Here is a 14,163-nt window from a genome sequence, read left to right on the forward strand (position 1 = left end):
GGTAATTGTTCAATAAAGGTAAATATAAATACGCTTTTCGTAAATAAGGTAAATCGCATGCTATACTGTAACCGTAAACAATAAAAATTTAAAGGAGATTTTTGATGATGAAGTCAAAAACAGTTTTAGTAACAAGCCTAGCGGCTGCAACATTTGGTCTTGTCTCTCTTGTAGACACAGCAGGAGTTCTACCTTTTTCAGCACAAACGGTGCAGGCTGACACAACTCAGGCTTCTCTTGATGTAAAAGCAGAGGTGCTTGGGGATAAGCATCTTGTCTTAAAAATTAAGGCGACTCCTTTTTTGGAAGAGCCTGAAGATATCGTTCCCACGTTATTTAGTGCCGATACACATGAACAAGTTTGGGGCTATAGAGGTCCAGAATTTGGTGAAGTGAGCAAAGAGAAAGGGCTTGAGAAAGATTTTTATTATGTACCTTCTAAGCATGTAAGTGTTAATAAGTTTGAAAAGTTACCAGATGGGAAGTATTACTTTGAATTTCGCCATCAGTATCTAAGGGGTCAAAAGTTTTTAGGAAGGTCAAATCTTATTACTGTTAAAGATGGAAAATATGTAAAAGATGAAGCAAGTTTAACTACACAGCCAGCAGAGAGTTCTAAGGTAGCAGAGGGTTCTAAGCCAGTAGAGAATTCTAAACTGGTTGATAATGTACAAGCTGTAGAAAGTACAAAATCAGTTGGAAATTCTAAAACTAATCAAAGTCCAAAATCAACTTCTAATAGGGTTCAATCTGGTTGGTCAGGTTCATCCTACTACCAGAATGGCACTAAAGTCACTAGTAAGTGGATTTTCGATAAAAACTATAATTCCTACTTCTACCTAGATGCTTCAGGTAACTTTGTCCAAAATTCTTGGGTAGGAAACTATTACCTTAAATCAGGTGGTTACATGGCTAAGAGTGAGTGGATTTTTGATAAGAACTATGGTGCCTACTATTATCTAACGTCTGAGGGAAGCTATTCTTACAGTACTTGGGTTGATAGTTATTATGTTAAATCAAATGGTAAGATGGCTACAAAAGAGTGGATTTTTGATAAGAACTATGATTCATACTACTACTTAACATCAGAAGGAAGCTATGCTCGTAACACATGGGTAGGTGACTACTATCTCAAATCAAATGGTAAGATGGCAGTTAACGAACGTACCCCAGATGGTTATCAAGTGGATGAATCAGGTAAGTGGGTTAAATAAAAAACTATAACATGGAGGAAAATAACATGAACAAAAAGAAATTATTAGTATGTGCTTTGGCACTTTCAACAGTCGGAGTATTGTCAACTATTGACACAGCAGGAGTTCTCCCTTTTTCAGCGCAGACAGTGCAGGCTGAAACTACCAAAATTGAAAATCATAAGGTGGACAATAAGGTTATACCAGGAGAGGGAACAATTATACATGTTGATATGACTGTTGAGAAGGTACCTGTAAATACTTATGTAGATATATATGCAGACCTTGTAAATGCAAAGACAGGACAAATTACTAAAAAAAATCATATCAGTTCAATGTTTTATAAATCGTCTGTTCCAATCACTCAACAAAGTTGGAATAATCTTTATAATGTTCCAGACGGTGAATATTACTTACAATTTCATGGGGAGAAAGGAGTAGATACTATCTTGCATAAGTATAGCGGTAGATCAGCAACATTCACTGTTAAGGATGAAAAATATGTCAATCCTCTAGACTCTTCAACTCCTAAAGAAACAGAAAAACCAAAAGCATCTGAAACTCAAAAACCAGCTACTAACTCTAACTCAGGTCAGACTGGTTGGTCAGGTTCATCTTACTACAAAGCTGGTGTGAAAGTAGTGAATCAATGGATTTTTGATGTTCAGTACAATTCTTACTTCTACTTGAATGCTTCAGGTAACTTTGTTCAAAATGCTTGGTCAGGCAACTACTACCTCAAGTCAGGTGGCTACATGGCTAAGAGCGAGTGGATTTATGACAATAACTATCAATCATACTATTACTTGACAGCAGAGGGTAGCTATGCGCGTAATGCTTGGGCTGGAAGCTACTACCTCAAATCAGATGGTAAAATGGCTAAGAGTGAGTGGATCTATGATAGTAGCTACAGTTCTTACTATTACCTAACATCAGAAGGAAGCTATGCTCGTAATACATGGGTAGGTGACTACTACCTCAAATCAGATGGTAAGATGGCGGTTAACGAACGTACCCCAGATGGCTACCAAGTAGATGGCTCAGGTAAGTGGGTTCGCTAGAATGATAGCTTGTGAGAAATGGCTTATAACAAATAAATAGAAATAGAAAACAATTTGCGAATAGGTAACATTTTGATACACTAAAAATAGCGAAAGGAATTGGCATAGGCTGGTTCCTTTCTCTTAGATAAGGGAGTAATATGGAAAAGTTTTTATTAGCCACAACGCTTTTACTGACACTAGTTTTGGGAGGATGTCAGTATCTACCTTGGAACAAAACTATTGAACCAGTATCCGAGGAAGTAGCAAGTCCAGAGATAGATTACAGTTACTATAATAAAGTTTTGGATGACTATGAAAAAGTAGCTAAAGGTACTTTATTGACAGGTATGGATGTCAATCCCCTAGCTGGTCAAGTAAAGTCTTCTCAAGGTTTTTACACAGATGTAGTTTACCACAAGACAGATTTGAATAACGACGGAGTAGATGAACTCTTGCTTGCTCTTGAAATGAAGAGTGGCGAAAAGAGTTTGCTTGATATCCGTACGCTGAAAGACGAAAAGGTGATTCGTTTGACCAATCAAGAAAATCGTTTAGACCAGATTGGTGAGAGAATGACGGTCGGTATCTTGCCAGATAATTCTCTGCTCTATCGTGGGGCTGGTACAGCAACGAGTCACATCTATGCTCACTACCAATTTAGTGAAGATGGGCAGTCTTTGGTAAAGGCTAAGGAAGCTCAAGAACTAGCGGATCTTGGGGTCGGTTCGCCCATTTCTCTAGAGACTCTGAGTTGGAAGTCAGTTTCTGATAAACTTCCAGGAGGAAGCAGTGCAGATAAGGGGAAACCAAGTGTAGATTACAGTCCTTATAATAGCATTTTGAAGGATTATGAATTTCTTCTAGACCATAAATCAGAGGTTAAGGACACCATCAATCTTACTGCTAATATCTATGCAGGGATGGCAGAACGAAGTCAAGCCTTTACCTATGCAATGGTTGATATGGACAAAAATAGCATTGATGAATTGATTGTCTCTTCGAAAAATGGTAGTGAGATTTTAGATATTTTTACACTCAAAGATCAGAAAGTCATTCGCCTCACCAATGCTGAAAATAAAATGCAGATGCTTGGAATTCGTTTCAAGGCCTATCTATTAGAAAATGGTAATCTCTATACCCAGTGGAATCCGTTCGCAGGAGATCCACAAACCATTCATACCATTTGGAAGTTGAATAGTAGTGGGGACAAGCTAGAGAAGGTTAAAGAAGCTAAGACAGAGGATGAAGTCAGTCCAGGTGCTCGAATGAATCTATCTAGTCTGACTTGGAAATCTGTAACAGAAAAATTTGCTGCAACAGTCTCTTCATCAAATCAAAATACTTCTGGGAAAATGGATATAAACGCCATAAAAAATGGGGATTTCTCTAGTATTGAAGGAAGATGGAGTAATGGTCACGGAGGAGAAGACTTAGTCTTTAGTAAAGATGGCTTGATAGCGCCAGAAAAATTTAAAGTTGACCTTGCAGAATCAGAAATAGTAAATGAGTTTCTACGAGCTCGCTATTCAGGTCCATCTTTTGGAGTCTTTATTCAATTCATACCAGCAGGTGTTAGAATACCTGATGAGACATCAATGGATGGATTAATATCAGACGCTTCGGATATTAGTAAAGATAGAATTCTCTATCGTGCTTCATTTCCAGTACATAATAAACCAGAACAATTCTTATATCGTGTAGACTAGGAGTGAAATATATTCATTTAATTAACAGCACCTCACGCACATGGGAATGCTCAATCTTTTTCTACATAGTCAAATAAGATTTTCCCAAAATCCATTGACAAAAGCCAACATTTTTTGTAAAATAAGAATCAATTAAATACCAACACCGAATGAAGTTTAATAGAAGTGGGGAATCGTTTGATTTTTCATGACTGTAAATGGACGGAACTCTGGAGAGACCGTAAAGGCACCGAAGGGGCAAGGCAGGCAACTGCTCAAACTCTCAGGTAAAAGGACAGAGCTAGGATAGACCGCTTTTTAGCATTTATCTAAGCATTCCAGAGTACATGTATCTTGCATGTGCTCTTTCTTTTGGGGTTGAAAAGATAGGAGAAGGAAATGTTAGAATTGCTTAAATCAATCGATGCTTTTGCTTGGGGCCCACCCCTCTTGATTCTCTTGGTCGGGACAGGGATTTACCTAACTGCTCGTCTAGGACTCTTGCAGGTTTTGCGTCTGCCCAAGGCCTTCCAGCTTATTTTTACTAAGGACAAGGGGCATGGTGATGTATCCAGTTTTGCGGCCTTGTGTACAGCACTAGCAGCGACAGTTGGTACGGGAAATATTATCGGAGTCGCGACGGCTATCAAGGTCGGTGGCCCAGGAGCCCTCTTTTGGATGTGGATGGCAGCTTTCTTTGGGATGGCTACCAAGTATGCAGAAGGACTACTAGCTATCAAATACCGCACCAAGGACGACCATGGTGCAGTAGCGGGAGGTCCAATGCACTATATCCTTCTGGGTATGGGAGAAAAGTGGCGTCCACTTGCTATCTTCTTTGCCCTGGCAGGTGTCTTAGTGGCTTTGTTGGGGATCGGGACCTTTACCCAAGTCAACTCGATTACAGAATCTATCCAAAATACGACGACTATTTCGCCAGCTATCACGGCTCTTGTTTTGTCTGTATTTGTAGCGATTGCAGTCTTTGGTGGACTCAAGTCCATTTCTAAGGTTTCAACTACTGTTGTTCCTTTTATGGCTATTATTTATATTTTGGGAACTCTTACAGTTATTTTCTTTAATATCGGGAAAATCCCTGCTACAATCGCTTTAATCTTGACATCCGCTTTTAGTCCAGTTGCTGCGGTGGGTGGATTTGCCGGCGCTAGCATTCGGATGGCTATTCAAAATGGTGTGGCGCGTGGTGTGTTCTCAAACGAATCTGGTCTGGGTTCTGCTCCCATTGCAGCAGCTGCAGCTAAGACAAACGAACCAGTAGAGCAAGGTTTGATTTCTATGACAGGAACCTTTATTGACACCCTCATTATCTGTACTCTGACTGGTTTGACCATCTTGGTGACTGGTGTTTGGAGTGGTGACTTAAATGGGGTTGCCTTGACTCAGTCAGCCTTCTCAACAGTCTTTTCACATTTTGGGCCTGCCCTCTTGACCATCTTCCTTGTGCTCTTTGCCTTTACAACGATTCTAGGTTGGAACTATTACGGAGAACGTTGTTTTGAGTTTCTCTTTGGTGTTCGCTTTATCTGGCTCTACCGTGTGGTCTTTGTGCTCATGGTCTTGTTGGGAGGATTTATCGAGTTGGATATGGTTTGGATTATCGCAGATATTGTCAACGCCTTGATGGCTCTGCCAAACTTGATTGCCCTCTTAGTTTTATCACCAGTTGTTATTGCTGAAACTAAAAAGTATTTTGACAAATAATGAAATCACACAGCTCGTGTGATTTTTTTGCTTTCATAAAAAATTTCTATCAGTGTAATTTAAAATATATATTATACACGGTATAGAATCTGTGATAGACTAGGTTTCAACAACATGAAAAGAGGTTTTATAATGACAACATTTACCATCCATACAGTCGAATCAGCACCAGCAGAAGTGAAAGAAGTTCTTGAAACAGTAGAAAAAGATAACAATGGCTATATTCCCAACCTAATCGGTCTCTTGGCTAATGCACCAACTGCTTTAGAAGCCTACAGAACTGTCGGAGCCATCAATCGTCGCAACAGCCTGACACCCGTTGAGCGTGAAGTGGTGCAGATCACGGCAGCCGTGACCAATGGTTGTGCCTTCTGCGTCGCAGGTCACACAGCCTTTTCCATCAAACAAATCCAGATGAATGATGATCTTCTGCAAGCCCTCCGCAATCGTACTCCAATTGAAACAGATCCTAAATTGGACACCCTAGCTAAGTTTACCTTGGCGGTTATCAATACCAAGGGTCGTGTAGGAGATGAAGCCTTAGCTGAGTTTTTAGAAGCTGGTTATAGCCAACAAAATGCCTTGGATGTGGTTCTTGGTGTCAGTCTAGCAAGCCTCTGTAACTATGCCAACAATCTAGCTAATACCCCAATTAACCCAGAATTGCAACCTTATGCTTAATTCATATCTGAGTAAAATGAAGTCTGAAATAATCGGACTTCGTTTTTTATCCCCTCATTTAAGCGCTTTTATGCTATACTGAAACTAACATGATTATTGGAGGTTAGGATGAAAAAACTCCCTTTGGTATTTTCTGGTTGTTTGCTAGGTTTGGCAGGAGCTGGAAATCTTATTTTAGATACGTTGCCGGTTCTGTCACATCTTTTTAGTCTGACTGGTTTGGTTTTATGGATTTACTTTCTGATTTTGCATCTCTTTAATTGGAAGGAAACCAAGCAAGAATTGACCAAGCCTCCTCTTTTGTCAGGAATGGCCACCTTTCCCATGGCTGGGATGATTTTATCTACCTATGTTTTTCGCGTCTTCCCTCATCTTCCTTTGGTTGCGCAAGGGCTCTGGTGGTTTTCATTTCTCTTGGATTTGGCCTTGATTGCTGGTTTCACCATCAAGTTTGCTTGTCCAGGTCAGAGAGTCAATGCTACTCCAAGCTGGACGGTACTTTATGTGGGAATAGCAGTGGCTGCCTTAACCTATCCTCTGGTAGGCATCATCGAAATTGCCTATGCGACCTTGAGTTTTGGTTTTCTCTTGACCTTCTATCTCTATCCCCTTATTTATAGCGATTTAAAGAAAACTCCACTCCCACTAGCCTTGCTTGGCCAAGAAGGAATCTACTGTGCTCCTTTTTCTCTACTCTTGGCTTCCCTAGTTCGAGTTGGAGGAGCCAGTCTATCGACTTGGGTCTTGATTGTCATGATCTTGGCTTCTCAATCCTTCTTTTTCTTTGTTTTGACTCGCCTGCCCAATATTTTAAAACAAGGCTTTCAACCAGCCTTCTCAGCCCTCACCTTCCCGACCATTATCACAGCTACTTCGCTTAAGATGGCTCAGGGAATCTTGAAACTTCCATTTTTGGATTATTTGGTACTGGCTGAAACTGTTATTTGCCTAATCATTTTGCTCTTTGTATTAGGCGCTTATCTGAATTGGTTACGAAAAAAGGTCTAGCTAGAAATAGCTAAACCTTATTTTTTATGGTTTGATAACTTCAGCTCCACCCATGTATGGACGAAGTGCTTCTGGGATGGTCACAGAACCATCTGCATTTTGGTAGTTTTCAAGAATAGCAGCCACTGTACGTCCAACTGCAAGTCCAGAACCGTTCAAGGTATGGAGCAATTTCACCTTGCCATCTGCTTCATCACGGTAACGGATTTGGGCACGACGGGCTTGGAAATCTTCTGTGTTTGAACAGCTTGAGATTTCACGGTAGGTATTTTGTGCTGGAATCCAAACTTCCAAGTCGTAAGTTTTAGCAGCTGAGAAGCACATATCTCCAGTAGAGAGAGCAACGACACGGTATGGAAGGTTGAGTTTTTGAAGAATGTTTTCAGCGTTGGCTGTCATTTTTTCCAATTCTTCGTAAGATTCTTCTGGTTTGGCAAATTTAACCATTTCAACCTTGTGGAATTGGTGCAAACGAATCAAGCCACGAGTATCTCGACCAGCAGAACCAGCCTCAGAACGGAATGATGGACTCATAGCAGTGAAGTAGATTGGCAGATCTTTACCGTCAAGGATTTCATCACGGTAGTAGTTTGTCAGAGGAACTTCAGCTGTAGGAATAAGGACGTAATTGCTATCGCTGAGTTCAAAAGTATCTTCCTTGAATTTTGGATATTGACCAGTACCAAACATAGAATCATGGTTAACCATGTATGGTGTGATGACTTCAGTATAACCTTCTTTGCCATGTTCATCCAACATAAAGTTGTAGATGGCACGTTCCAAACGAGCGCCGAGACCTTTATAGAAGAGGAAACGAGCTCCTGTTACCTTACCACCACGTTCCCAGTCAAGGATACCAAGATCTTCACCAAGATCCCAGTGGGCTTTTGGTTCGAAGTCAAATTCGCGCGGAGTGCCCCAACGGCGAACTTCCACATTGTCGTCTTCGTCAGCCCCAACAGGAACGCTATCAGCTGGAATATTTGGAAGAGTAGTGGTAAATTCTGTCAATTTAGCATCGATTTCTGCCAATTCAGCATCCAAGGCTTTGACCTCAGCAGATAGAGTTTGCATGGCAGCAATCTTGTCATCTGCATTTTCCTTGTTGCGCTTAGCTTGGGCAATCTCAGCAGAAACTGTGTTACGTTCTGCCTTGAGAGTTTCAACCTTGACCAAGATGTCACGACGTTTAGCATCGATTTCTTTCATCTCATTCAAGACAGCAGCATCTACACCACGTGTAGCCAATTTTTCTGCGACAGCATCAAAGTCTGTACGAATACGTTTGATATCTAACATAAGAACTCCTTTATGAAAAAAGCACACCTGACAAAGCGTTGGAGTGGCAGGGCCACGGTTCCATCCAACTTCACAGGTGTGCACTTGATTGTGTATGTAATTGTTACTAACGGTAGAATTTCACCTATCCCTCCTATCTGCTCGCAGCACCCGCAGACTTTCTGAAAGAAGAAGATAACCTACTTATCCGTTGCTATGATTATACTAAAGTTTCTACTTTTTTGCAAATAGATTTTTAAATTTTTGACCAATGGTCTGAATCAGGGTAGGAAGTTTGACGACCTTGTCATTGCCCAGTTTTTCACGAGCAATTTTAAGAATGGCACCTGAGTCTTTTGATGCAAAGAGGAATTTTCCTCTGTCTGTAAAGACTTCGAAGTGGCGACTGATTTTCCGACCAGTGACATTGGCTCCAATTTGGTTGATATGGCTCCAAGGAATCTGGATAAATTGTTCGACATTGACATCGGGGTAAAATTCTAAGGCCTGATCTCCGACCAGGAATTTCCCAACTTTCCCAGCGATAGAGAGGTAGGAAGTGCCTGTCGTGCTGAGAAGCACTGTTTTGTTAAGTGATTGAGCCATGCTTAGTCTTCCTTGTTTTCACCGAAAAAGGCATTGTAGAGGGCTTTAATAGCTGCTTTCTCTTGGTCCTTATGGACAACAAACATAATAGATACTTCACTAGAACCTTGAGACATCATCTGGATGTTGATCTTATTTTCAGATAGAGCGCGTGTTGCAGTAGCAGTCACTCCGATATGGCTCTTCATCTTTTCACCAACAATCATAATGATTGAAAGGTCGTGCTCGATTTCTGCATGGTCTACTTCAGCCTTTTGAACCAATTGACGCAGGATTTCTTCTTCCTTGATAGGAGTTAGTTCGCGAGAACGGAGGATGATTGAAAGATCGTCGATACCTGTTGGCATATGTTCCCAACCGATGTTAAGATCTTCAAGGATTTGAAGAACCTTGCGTCCAAATCCAACCTCACGGTTCATGAGGTATTTAGACATGTTGATGCTGACAAAGCCAGAGTCACCAGCAATTCCCACAACTGGAAATTCATCACTACTATGTTTTAGAACGATACGAGTACCTAGGTGGTCAGGGTTGTTGGTATTCTTGATAACCAGAGGGATTTTTCCACGGTAGGCAGGAAGAAGGGCTTCGTCATGAAGGACTGAGAAGCCTGCATAGGCTAACTCACGCATTTCACGGTAGGTCAACTCAGGGATTGAGTGTGGTTGGTGAATAATACCAGGGTGGGCTGCAAAGATACCATCAACGTCTGTAAAGTTTTCATAGAGGTCTGCCTTAACACCGGCAGCAATGATAGAACCTGTAATGTCTGATCCTCCACGTGAGAAGGTACAGATTTGATTTTCCTTGGTAACGCCAAAGAAACCAGGAATGACAAGGACTTCATTTGCATTTGTCAATTCTTCAATCTTGTCATAACTTGATGGAATGATGCGAGCGTGACCAGGTTCACTTGTGACCACAATACCAGCTTCTCTAGGGTGCACATAGCGTGCATCGATCCCATTTTGATTAAAGTAGGCAGCGATCAATTTGGCATTGTTGTTTTCACCCGCTGCTAGGAAAGTATCGTAGAGAAATTCATTTTCTTCAATAGGAAGAGTGGCCAAGGCGCGAATGCTTTTAGAGATTTTTTCTAAAACAGCAGGTTTTAGTCCTAGTTCACTAACCATAGCAGCATAGCGGTCGATAATCCAGTTTTGGCTCTTGCTAATATCGTTACCAGCAACATAGTCGCGGTAGTATTTAATCAAGGCATCCGTAACCTTAGTATCTTCAGCATTGCGTTTACCAGGCGCAGAAACGACTACAAAACGACGCTCTGAATCGCTTTTGACGATGTTTAAAACTTTTTCTAATTGACTAGCAGAGGCAAGAGAGCTACCTCCAAATTTAACAACTTTCATAAGAACTCCTAAAGTAAGTATTTTATACGATTATAGCAGAAAGAAAGCCTTTTTTCAATGAAGAAAAAGGAATATAAAAAGCAGTTTGTCCTAAGACTTACTGCATATGGTTTCTAAATTTGATTTAAAGTTTAATTCCGAGGATTCGGTATCCTTCTGTAAGATATTCACCTAATGGTTTGTCAACCATGTAAAGAACTTCTATTTCTTTAGAATCTTGACTTGATGATTTTACCTCATCAAAACGGGTGAAAAAGATTTCGTCAGGAGATTTTTGTTCAACATTATTTTCTCTACCTAAATACATGATGGTTTGAAGTGCAATGACTTCATCACGATTCAATTTCATGAGAAGTTCTACTATTTGTTTTGAGAGCAAATCAACTTCATCTGAAATTTGTATATCAGCTAAAGAAATAATTTTGAAAGTTTTGTTCTCTCGTCTATCTTTATCTCTTTTATTTGCCAACTTTACGACATCTTTTGCGACTTTTATCAAGTTTCTATACATGGATTTACTCCTTTTTCAAAAATACTTTTTTTAATTATATCATATTAAGTGTATTGATTCAAATAAGATGATTAACTTTTAAAAATCAAAATCGGCTGAGACACTTTTAGTCGATTTTTTCTTGCTTTCGAGTTTTAAAAAAGCTATACTTTGAAAATAAAATAATTTAACACTCAATGAAAATCAAAGAGCAAACTAGGAAGCTAGCCGTAGACTGGTCAAAGCACTGCTTTGAGGTTGTAAATAAGACTGACGAAGTCAGCTCAAAACACTGCTTTGAGGTTGTAAATAAGACTGACGAAGTCAGCTCAAAACACTGTTTTGAGGTTGTGAATAGAACTGACGAAGTCAGTAACCATACCTACGGCAAGGCGAAGCTGACGTGGTTTGAAGAGATTTTCGAAGAGTATAAACTGCTTATAAAATAAAAAGGAGCCCTGATGGAACACATTATTTATCAGCTTGATGAGGACTTGGCAATCCTTACCTTGAATCGTCCTGAGGTCGCGAATGGTTTTCATATCCCTATGTGTGAGGAGGTTTTAGAAGCTCTGACTTTGGCAGAAGAGGATCCGGCTGTGCATTTTGTCTTAATCAACGCGAATGGCAAAGTCTTCTCCGTTGGGGGAGATTTGGTTGAGATGAAGCGAGCAGTCGATGAGGATGATATTCCATCATTGACAAAAATCGCAGAATTAGTCAATACTATTTCCTATAAAATCAAGCAAATTGCTAAGCCTGTCTTGATGGAGGTTGATGGAGCTGTTGCAGGTGCTGCAGCTAATATGGCTGTTGCGGCAGATTTCTGTCTTGCAACGGATAAGGCTAAGTTTATCCAAGCCTTTGTTGGAGTTGGCTTGGCTCCGGATGCAGGAGGGATTCATCTCTTGAGCCGCAGTATTGGTGTGACGCGTGCTGCTCAACTAGCTATGACAGGAGAGGCCTTAACCGCAGAAAAAGCTCTGGAGTGGGGGCTAGTTTACCGTGTTTCCGAAGCTGATAAACTTGAAAAGACGAGAGAACAGCTTCTTAAAAAATTAAGACGTGGTTCAAGTAATTCCTATGCAGCCATCAAGAAGTTGGTTTGGGAGAGCCAATTTAAAGACTGGCAGGATTATGCTACTTTAGAACTGAACCTACAGGAATCCTTAGCTCAAACAGAGGATTTCAAAGAGGGAGTTCGGGCTCATTCGGAGAGAAGAAGACCGAAATTTACTGGAAAATAAAAAAATACTTGCACTGTTCTTTGAAGTTTGATATAATTTTTTTGTCAAATGTTTTGATTGTGAAAGCTTTTTGAAAAGGAGGGAAAAGAGATTGGACTACCAACGAATTAATGAATATTTAACATCTATATTTAACAACGTCCTCGTCATTGAGGAAGTTAGCTTGAGGGGTAGTCGTTTCAAGGATATCTCCATCAAAGAAGTACATACAATCGATGTAATTGGAAAATTCCCAGATGTGACGCCAAGTCAAGTGTCGAAAGAGTTGATGGTGACTCTTGGGACGGTTACGACGAGTTTGAATAATCTTGAACGAAAGGGTTACATTGAACGCATTCGCTCAGAGCAGGATCGTCGTGTGGTGCATCTACATTTGACAAAGAAGGGTCGCTTGGTTCATAGACTACATAAACGCTTCCATAAGGCAATGGTCGAAAATATTATCGACGGTATGAGCAAGGAAGAAACTGAGGTTATGGGCAAAGGTTTGACGAAACTTTATCAATTTTTGGAGGATTTGAAATAATGGCTTTTGCAAAAATAAGCCAGGTTGCTCATTATGTACCAGAGCAAGTGGTTACAAATCACGACTTGGCTCAGATTATGGATACCAATGATGAGTGGATTTCAAGTCGGACGGGAATACGACAAAGGCATATTTCAAGAACAGAATCTACTAGTGATTTGGCTACAGAGGTTGCTAAGAAACTGATGGCTAAAGCTGGAATCACAGGGGAGGAGTTGGATTTCATCATCCTAGCTACCATTACTCCAGATTCGATGATGCCCTCTACGGCTGCTCGTGTTCAAGCTAATATTGGTGCTAATAAGGCCTTTGCTTTTGACCTAACAGCGGCTTGCAGTGGATTTGTATTTGCCTTGTCAACTGCTGAAAAGTTTATCGCTTCTGGTCGCTTTCAAAAAGGATTGGTGATTGGTAGTGAAACTCTCTCTAAAGCAGTCGATTGGTCAGACCGATCAACAGCTGTTTTGTTTGGAGATGGTGCTGGTGGTGTCTTGTTAGAAGCTAGCGAGCAAGAGCATTTCTTGGCAGAGAGTCTCAATAGCGATGGGAGTCGTAGCGAGTGTCTGACCTATGGACATTCAGGCTTGCATTCTCCATTTTCAGATCAAGAAAGTGCAGATTCATTTTTGAAGATGGATGGGCGCGCAGTCTTTGATTTTGCTATTCGGGATGTAGCCAAGTCTATCAAGCAGACTATTGATGAATCTCCTATAGAGGCGACAGACTTGGATTATCTGCTACTTCATCAAGCCAATGACCGTATCTTGGATAAAATGGCTAGAAAAATTGGTGTCGACCGAGACAAACTTCCAGCCAATATGATGGAATATGGTAATACCAGTGCAGCAAGTATCCCGATTTTACTTTCAGAGTGTGTGGAACAAGGTCTCATCCCTTTAGATGGTAGCCAGACTGTTCTACTATCAGGCTTCGGTGGAGGCTTGACATGGGGCGCGCTCATTCTTACAATTTAGGTAATCATGTGGTGAACACATTGTTATAAAAAACTATTTATTTTAAAGGAGTCCTATCATGGCAGTATTTGAAAAAGTACAAGAAATTATCGTTGAAGAACTTGGAAAAGACGCATCAGAAGTAACACTTGAATCAACTTTTGATGATTTGGATGCAGATTCATTGGACTTGTTCCAAGTAATCTCAGAAATCGAAGATGCTTTTGATATCCAAATCGAAGCAGAAGATGACTTGAAAACAGTTGGTGACTTGGTTGCCTATGTTGAAGAGCAAACAAAATAATACTCAATGAAAATCAAAGAGCAAACTAGGAAGCTAGCCGCAGGCTGTACTTGAGTACGG

At 40.5% G+C, this 14,163-nt stretch carries 15 protein-coding genes and 1 riboswitch; of the genes, 11 read left to right on the forward strand and 4 right to left on the reverse strand.

Features of this window, described 5'->3' with window-relative positions:
- Positions 1-107 precede the first annotated feature (107 nt).
- The 6 genes from ADH54_RS11745 (at position 108) to ADH54_RS01770 (ending at position 7,332) form a co-directional block, all read left to right on the forward strand.
- Entirely contained in the window at positions 108-1,214 is a 1,107-nt protein-coding gene (locus ADH54_RS11745) for an endo-beta-N-acetylglucosaminidase (RefSeq protein ID WP_152904028.1), read from the forward strand.
- 26 nt (positions 1,215-1,240) lie between these two features.
- Complete coding sequence (locus ADH54_RS01750; protein WP_049523772.1) at positions 1,241-2,254, forward strand: hypothetical protein; 1,014 nt, start codon at positions 1,241-1,243, stop codon at positions 2,252-2,254.
- A 140-nt stretch (positions 2,255-2,394) separates the two neighbouring features.
- Positions 2,395-3,942: a DUF6287 domain-containing protein gene (locus tag ADH54_RS01755; RefSeq protein ID WP_049523774.1), complete on the forward strand. Its 1,548-nt coding sequence runs from the start codon at positions 2,395-2,397 to the stop codon at positions 3,940-3,942.
- Positions 3,943-4,141: 199 nt separating this feature from the next.
- Positions 4,142-4,230, forward strand: a riboswitch (glycine riboswitch).
- Positions 4,231-4,320: 90 nt separating this feature from the next.
- On the forward strand, positions 4,321-5,643 hold the full coding sequence (locus ADH54_RS01760) for an alanine/glycine:cation symporter family protein (protein WP_049487020.1): 1,323 nt from the start codon (positions 4,321-4,323) through the stop codon (positions 5,641-5,643).
- A 132-nt stretch (positions 5,644-5,775) separates the two neighbouring features.
- A complete protein-coding gene (locus ADH54_RS01765; protein ID WP_000206767.1) occupies positions 5,776-6,324 on the forward strand; it encodes a carboxymuconolactone decarboxylase family protein in 549 nt (182 codons plus the stop codon).
- Positions 6,325-6,432: 108 nt separating this feature from the next.
- Positions 6,433-7,332: a TDT family transporter gene (locus ADH54_RS01770; RefSeq protein ID WP_049523776.1), complete on the forward strand. Its 900-nt coding sequence runs from the start codon at positions 6,433-6,435 to the stop codon at positions 7,330-7,332.
- A 24-nt stretch (positions 7,333-7,356) separates the two neighbouring features.
- Here the strand turns inward: ADH54_RS01770 and serS are convergent, their stop codons facing one another.
- From serS to ADH54_RS01790, 4 genes are all read right to left on the reverse strand, one after another.
- Positions 7,357-8,631 (reverse strand): serine--tRNA ligase, encoded by a 1,275-nt coding sequence (serS, locus tag ADH54_RS01775; RefSeq protein WP_049523777.1) that lies wholly within the window; start codon positions 8,629-8,631, stop codon positions 7,357-7,359.
- Positions 8,632-8,844: 213 nt separating this feature from the next.
- On the reverse strand, positions 8,845-9,216 hold the full coding sequence (locus ADH54_RS01780) for a DUF956 family protein (protein ID WP_049523780.1): 372 nt from the start codon (positions 9,214-9,216) through the stop codon (positions 8,845-8,847).
- 2 nt (positions 9,217-9,218) lie between these two features.
- Positions 9,219-10,583, reverse strand: a complete 1,365-nt coding sequence (locus tag ADH54_RS01785; RefSeq protein WP_049523781.1) for an aspartate kinase — start codon at positions 10,581-10,583, stop codon at positions 9,219-9,221.
- A gap of 124 nt (positions 10,584-10,707) precedes the next feature.
- Positions 10,708-11,094, reverse strand: coding sequence for a DUF3775 domain-containing protein (locus ADH54_RS01790; RefSeq protein WP_033678134.1), 387 nt, complete (start codon positions 11,092-11,094; stop codon positions 10,708-10,710).
- A gap of 176 nt (positions 11,095-11,270) precedes the next feature.
- Between ADH54_RS01790 and ADH54_RS12020 the strand changes: the two genes are divergently transcribed.
- The 5 genes from ADH54_RS12020 (at position 11,271) to ADH54_RS01815 (ending at position 14,103) form a co-directional block, all read left to right on the forward strand.
- Positions 11,271-11,522 carry a hypothetical protein gene (locus ADH54_RS12020; protein ID WP_033678131.1) on the forward strand — a complete coding sequence of 84 codons (252 nt, stop codon included), beginning with the start codon at positions 11,271-11,273 and terminating at the stop codon, positions 11,520-11,522.
- A 12-nt stretch (positions 11,523-11,534) separates the two neighbouring features.
- Positions 11,535-12,320: an enoyl-CoA hydratase gene (locus ADH54_RS01800; protein ID WP_049523784.1), complete on the forward strand. Its 786-nt coding sequence runs from the start codon at positions 11,535-11,537 to the stop codon at positions 12,318-12,320.
- A gap of 91 nt (positions 12,321-12,411) precedes the next feature.
- Positions 12,412-12,846 carry a MarR family winged helix-turn-helix transcriptional regulator gene (locus ADH54_RS01805; protein WP_000386357.1) on the forward strand — a complete coding sequence of 145 codons (435 nt, stop codon included), beginning with the start codon at positions 12,412-12,414 and terminating at the stop codon, positions 12,844-12,846.
- On the forward strand, positions 12,846-13,820 hold the full coding sequence (locus ADH54_RS01810; protein WP_049523786.1) for a beta-ketoacyl-ACP synthase III: 975 nt from the start codon (positions 12,846-12,848) through the stop codon (positions 13,818-13,820). The genes ADH54_RS01805 and ADH54_RS01810 overlap by 1 nt, the downstream gene beginning before the upstream one ends.
- Positions 13,821-13,878: 58 nt before the next feature.
- On the forward strand, positions 13,879-14,103 hold the full coding sequence (locus ADH54_RS01815) for an acyl carrier protein (protein ID WP_000257838.1): 225 nt from the start codon (positions 13,879-13,881) through the stop codon (positions 14,101-14,103).
- Positions 14,104-14,163: the final 60 nt, after the last annotated feature.

Source organism: Streptococcus pseudopneumoniae, from assembly GCF_001072315.1.
Taxonomy (GTDB): Bacteria; Bacillota; Bacilli; order Lactobacillales; family Streptococcaceae; genus Streptococcus; species Streptococcus pseudopneumoniae_R.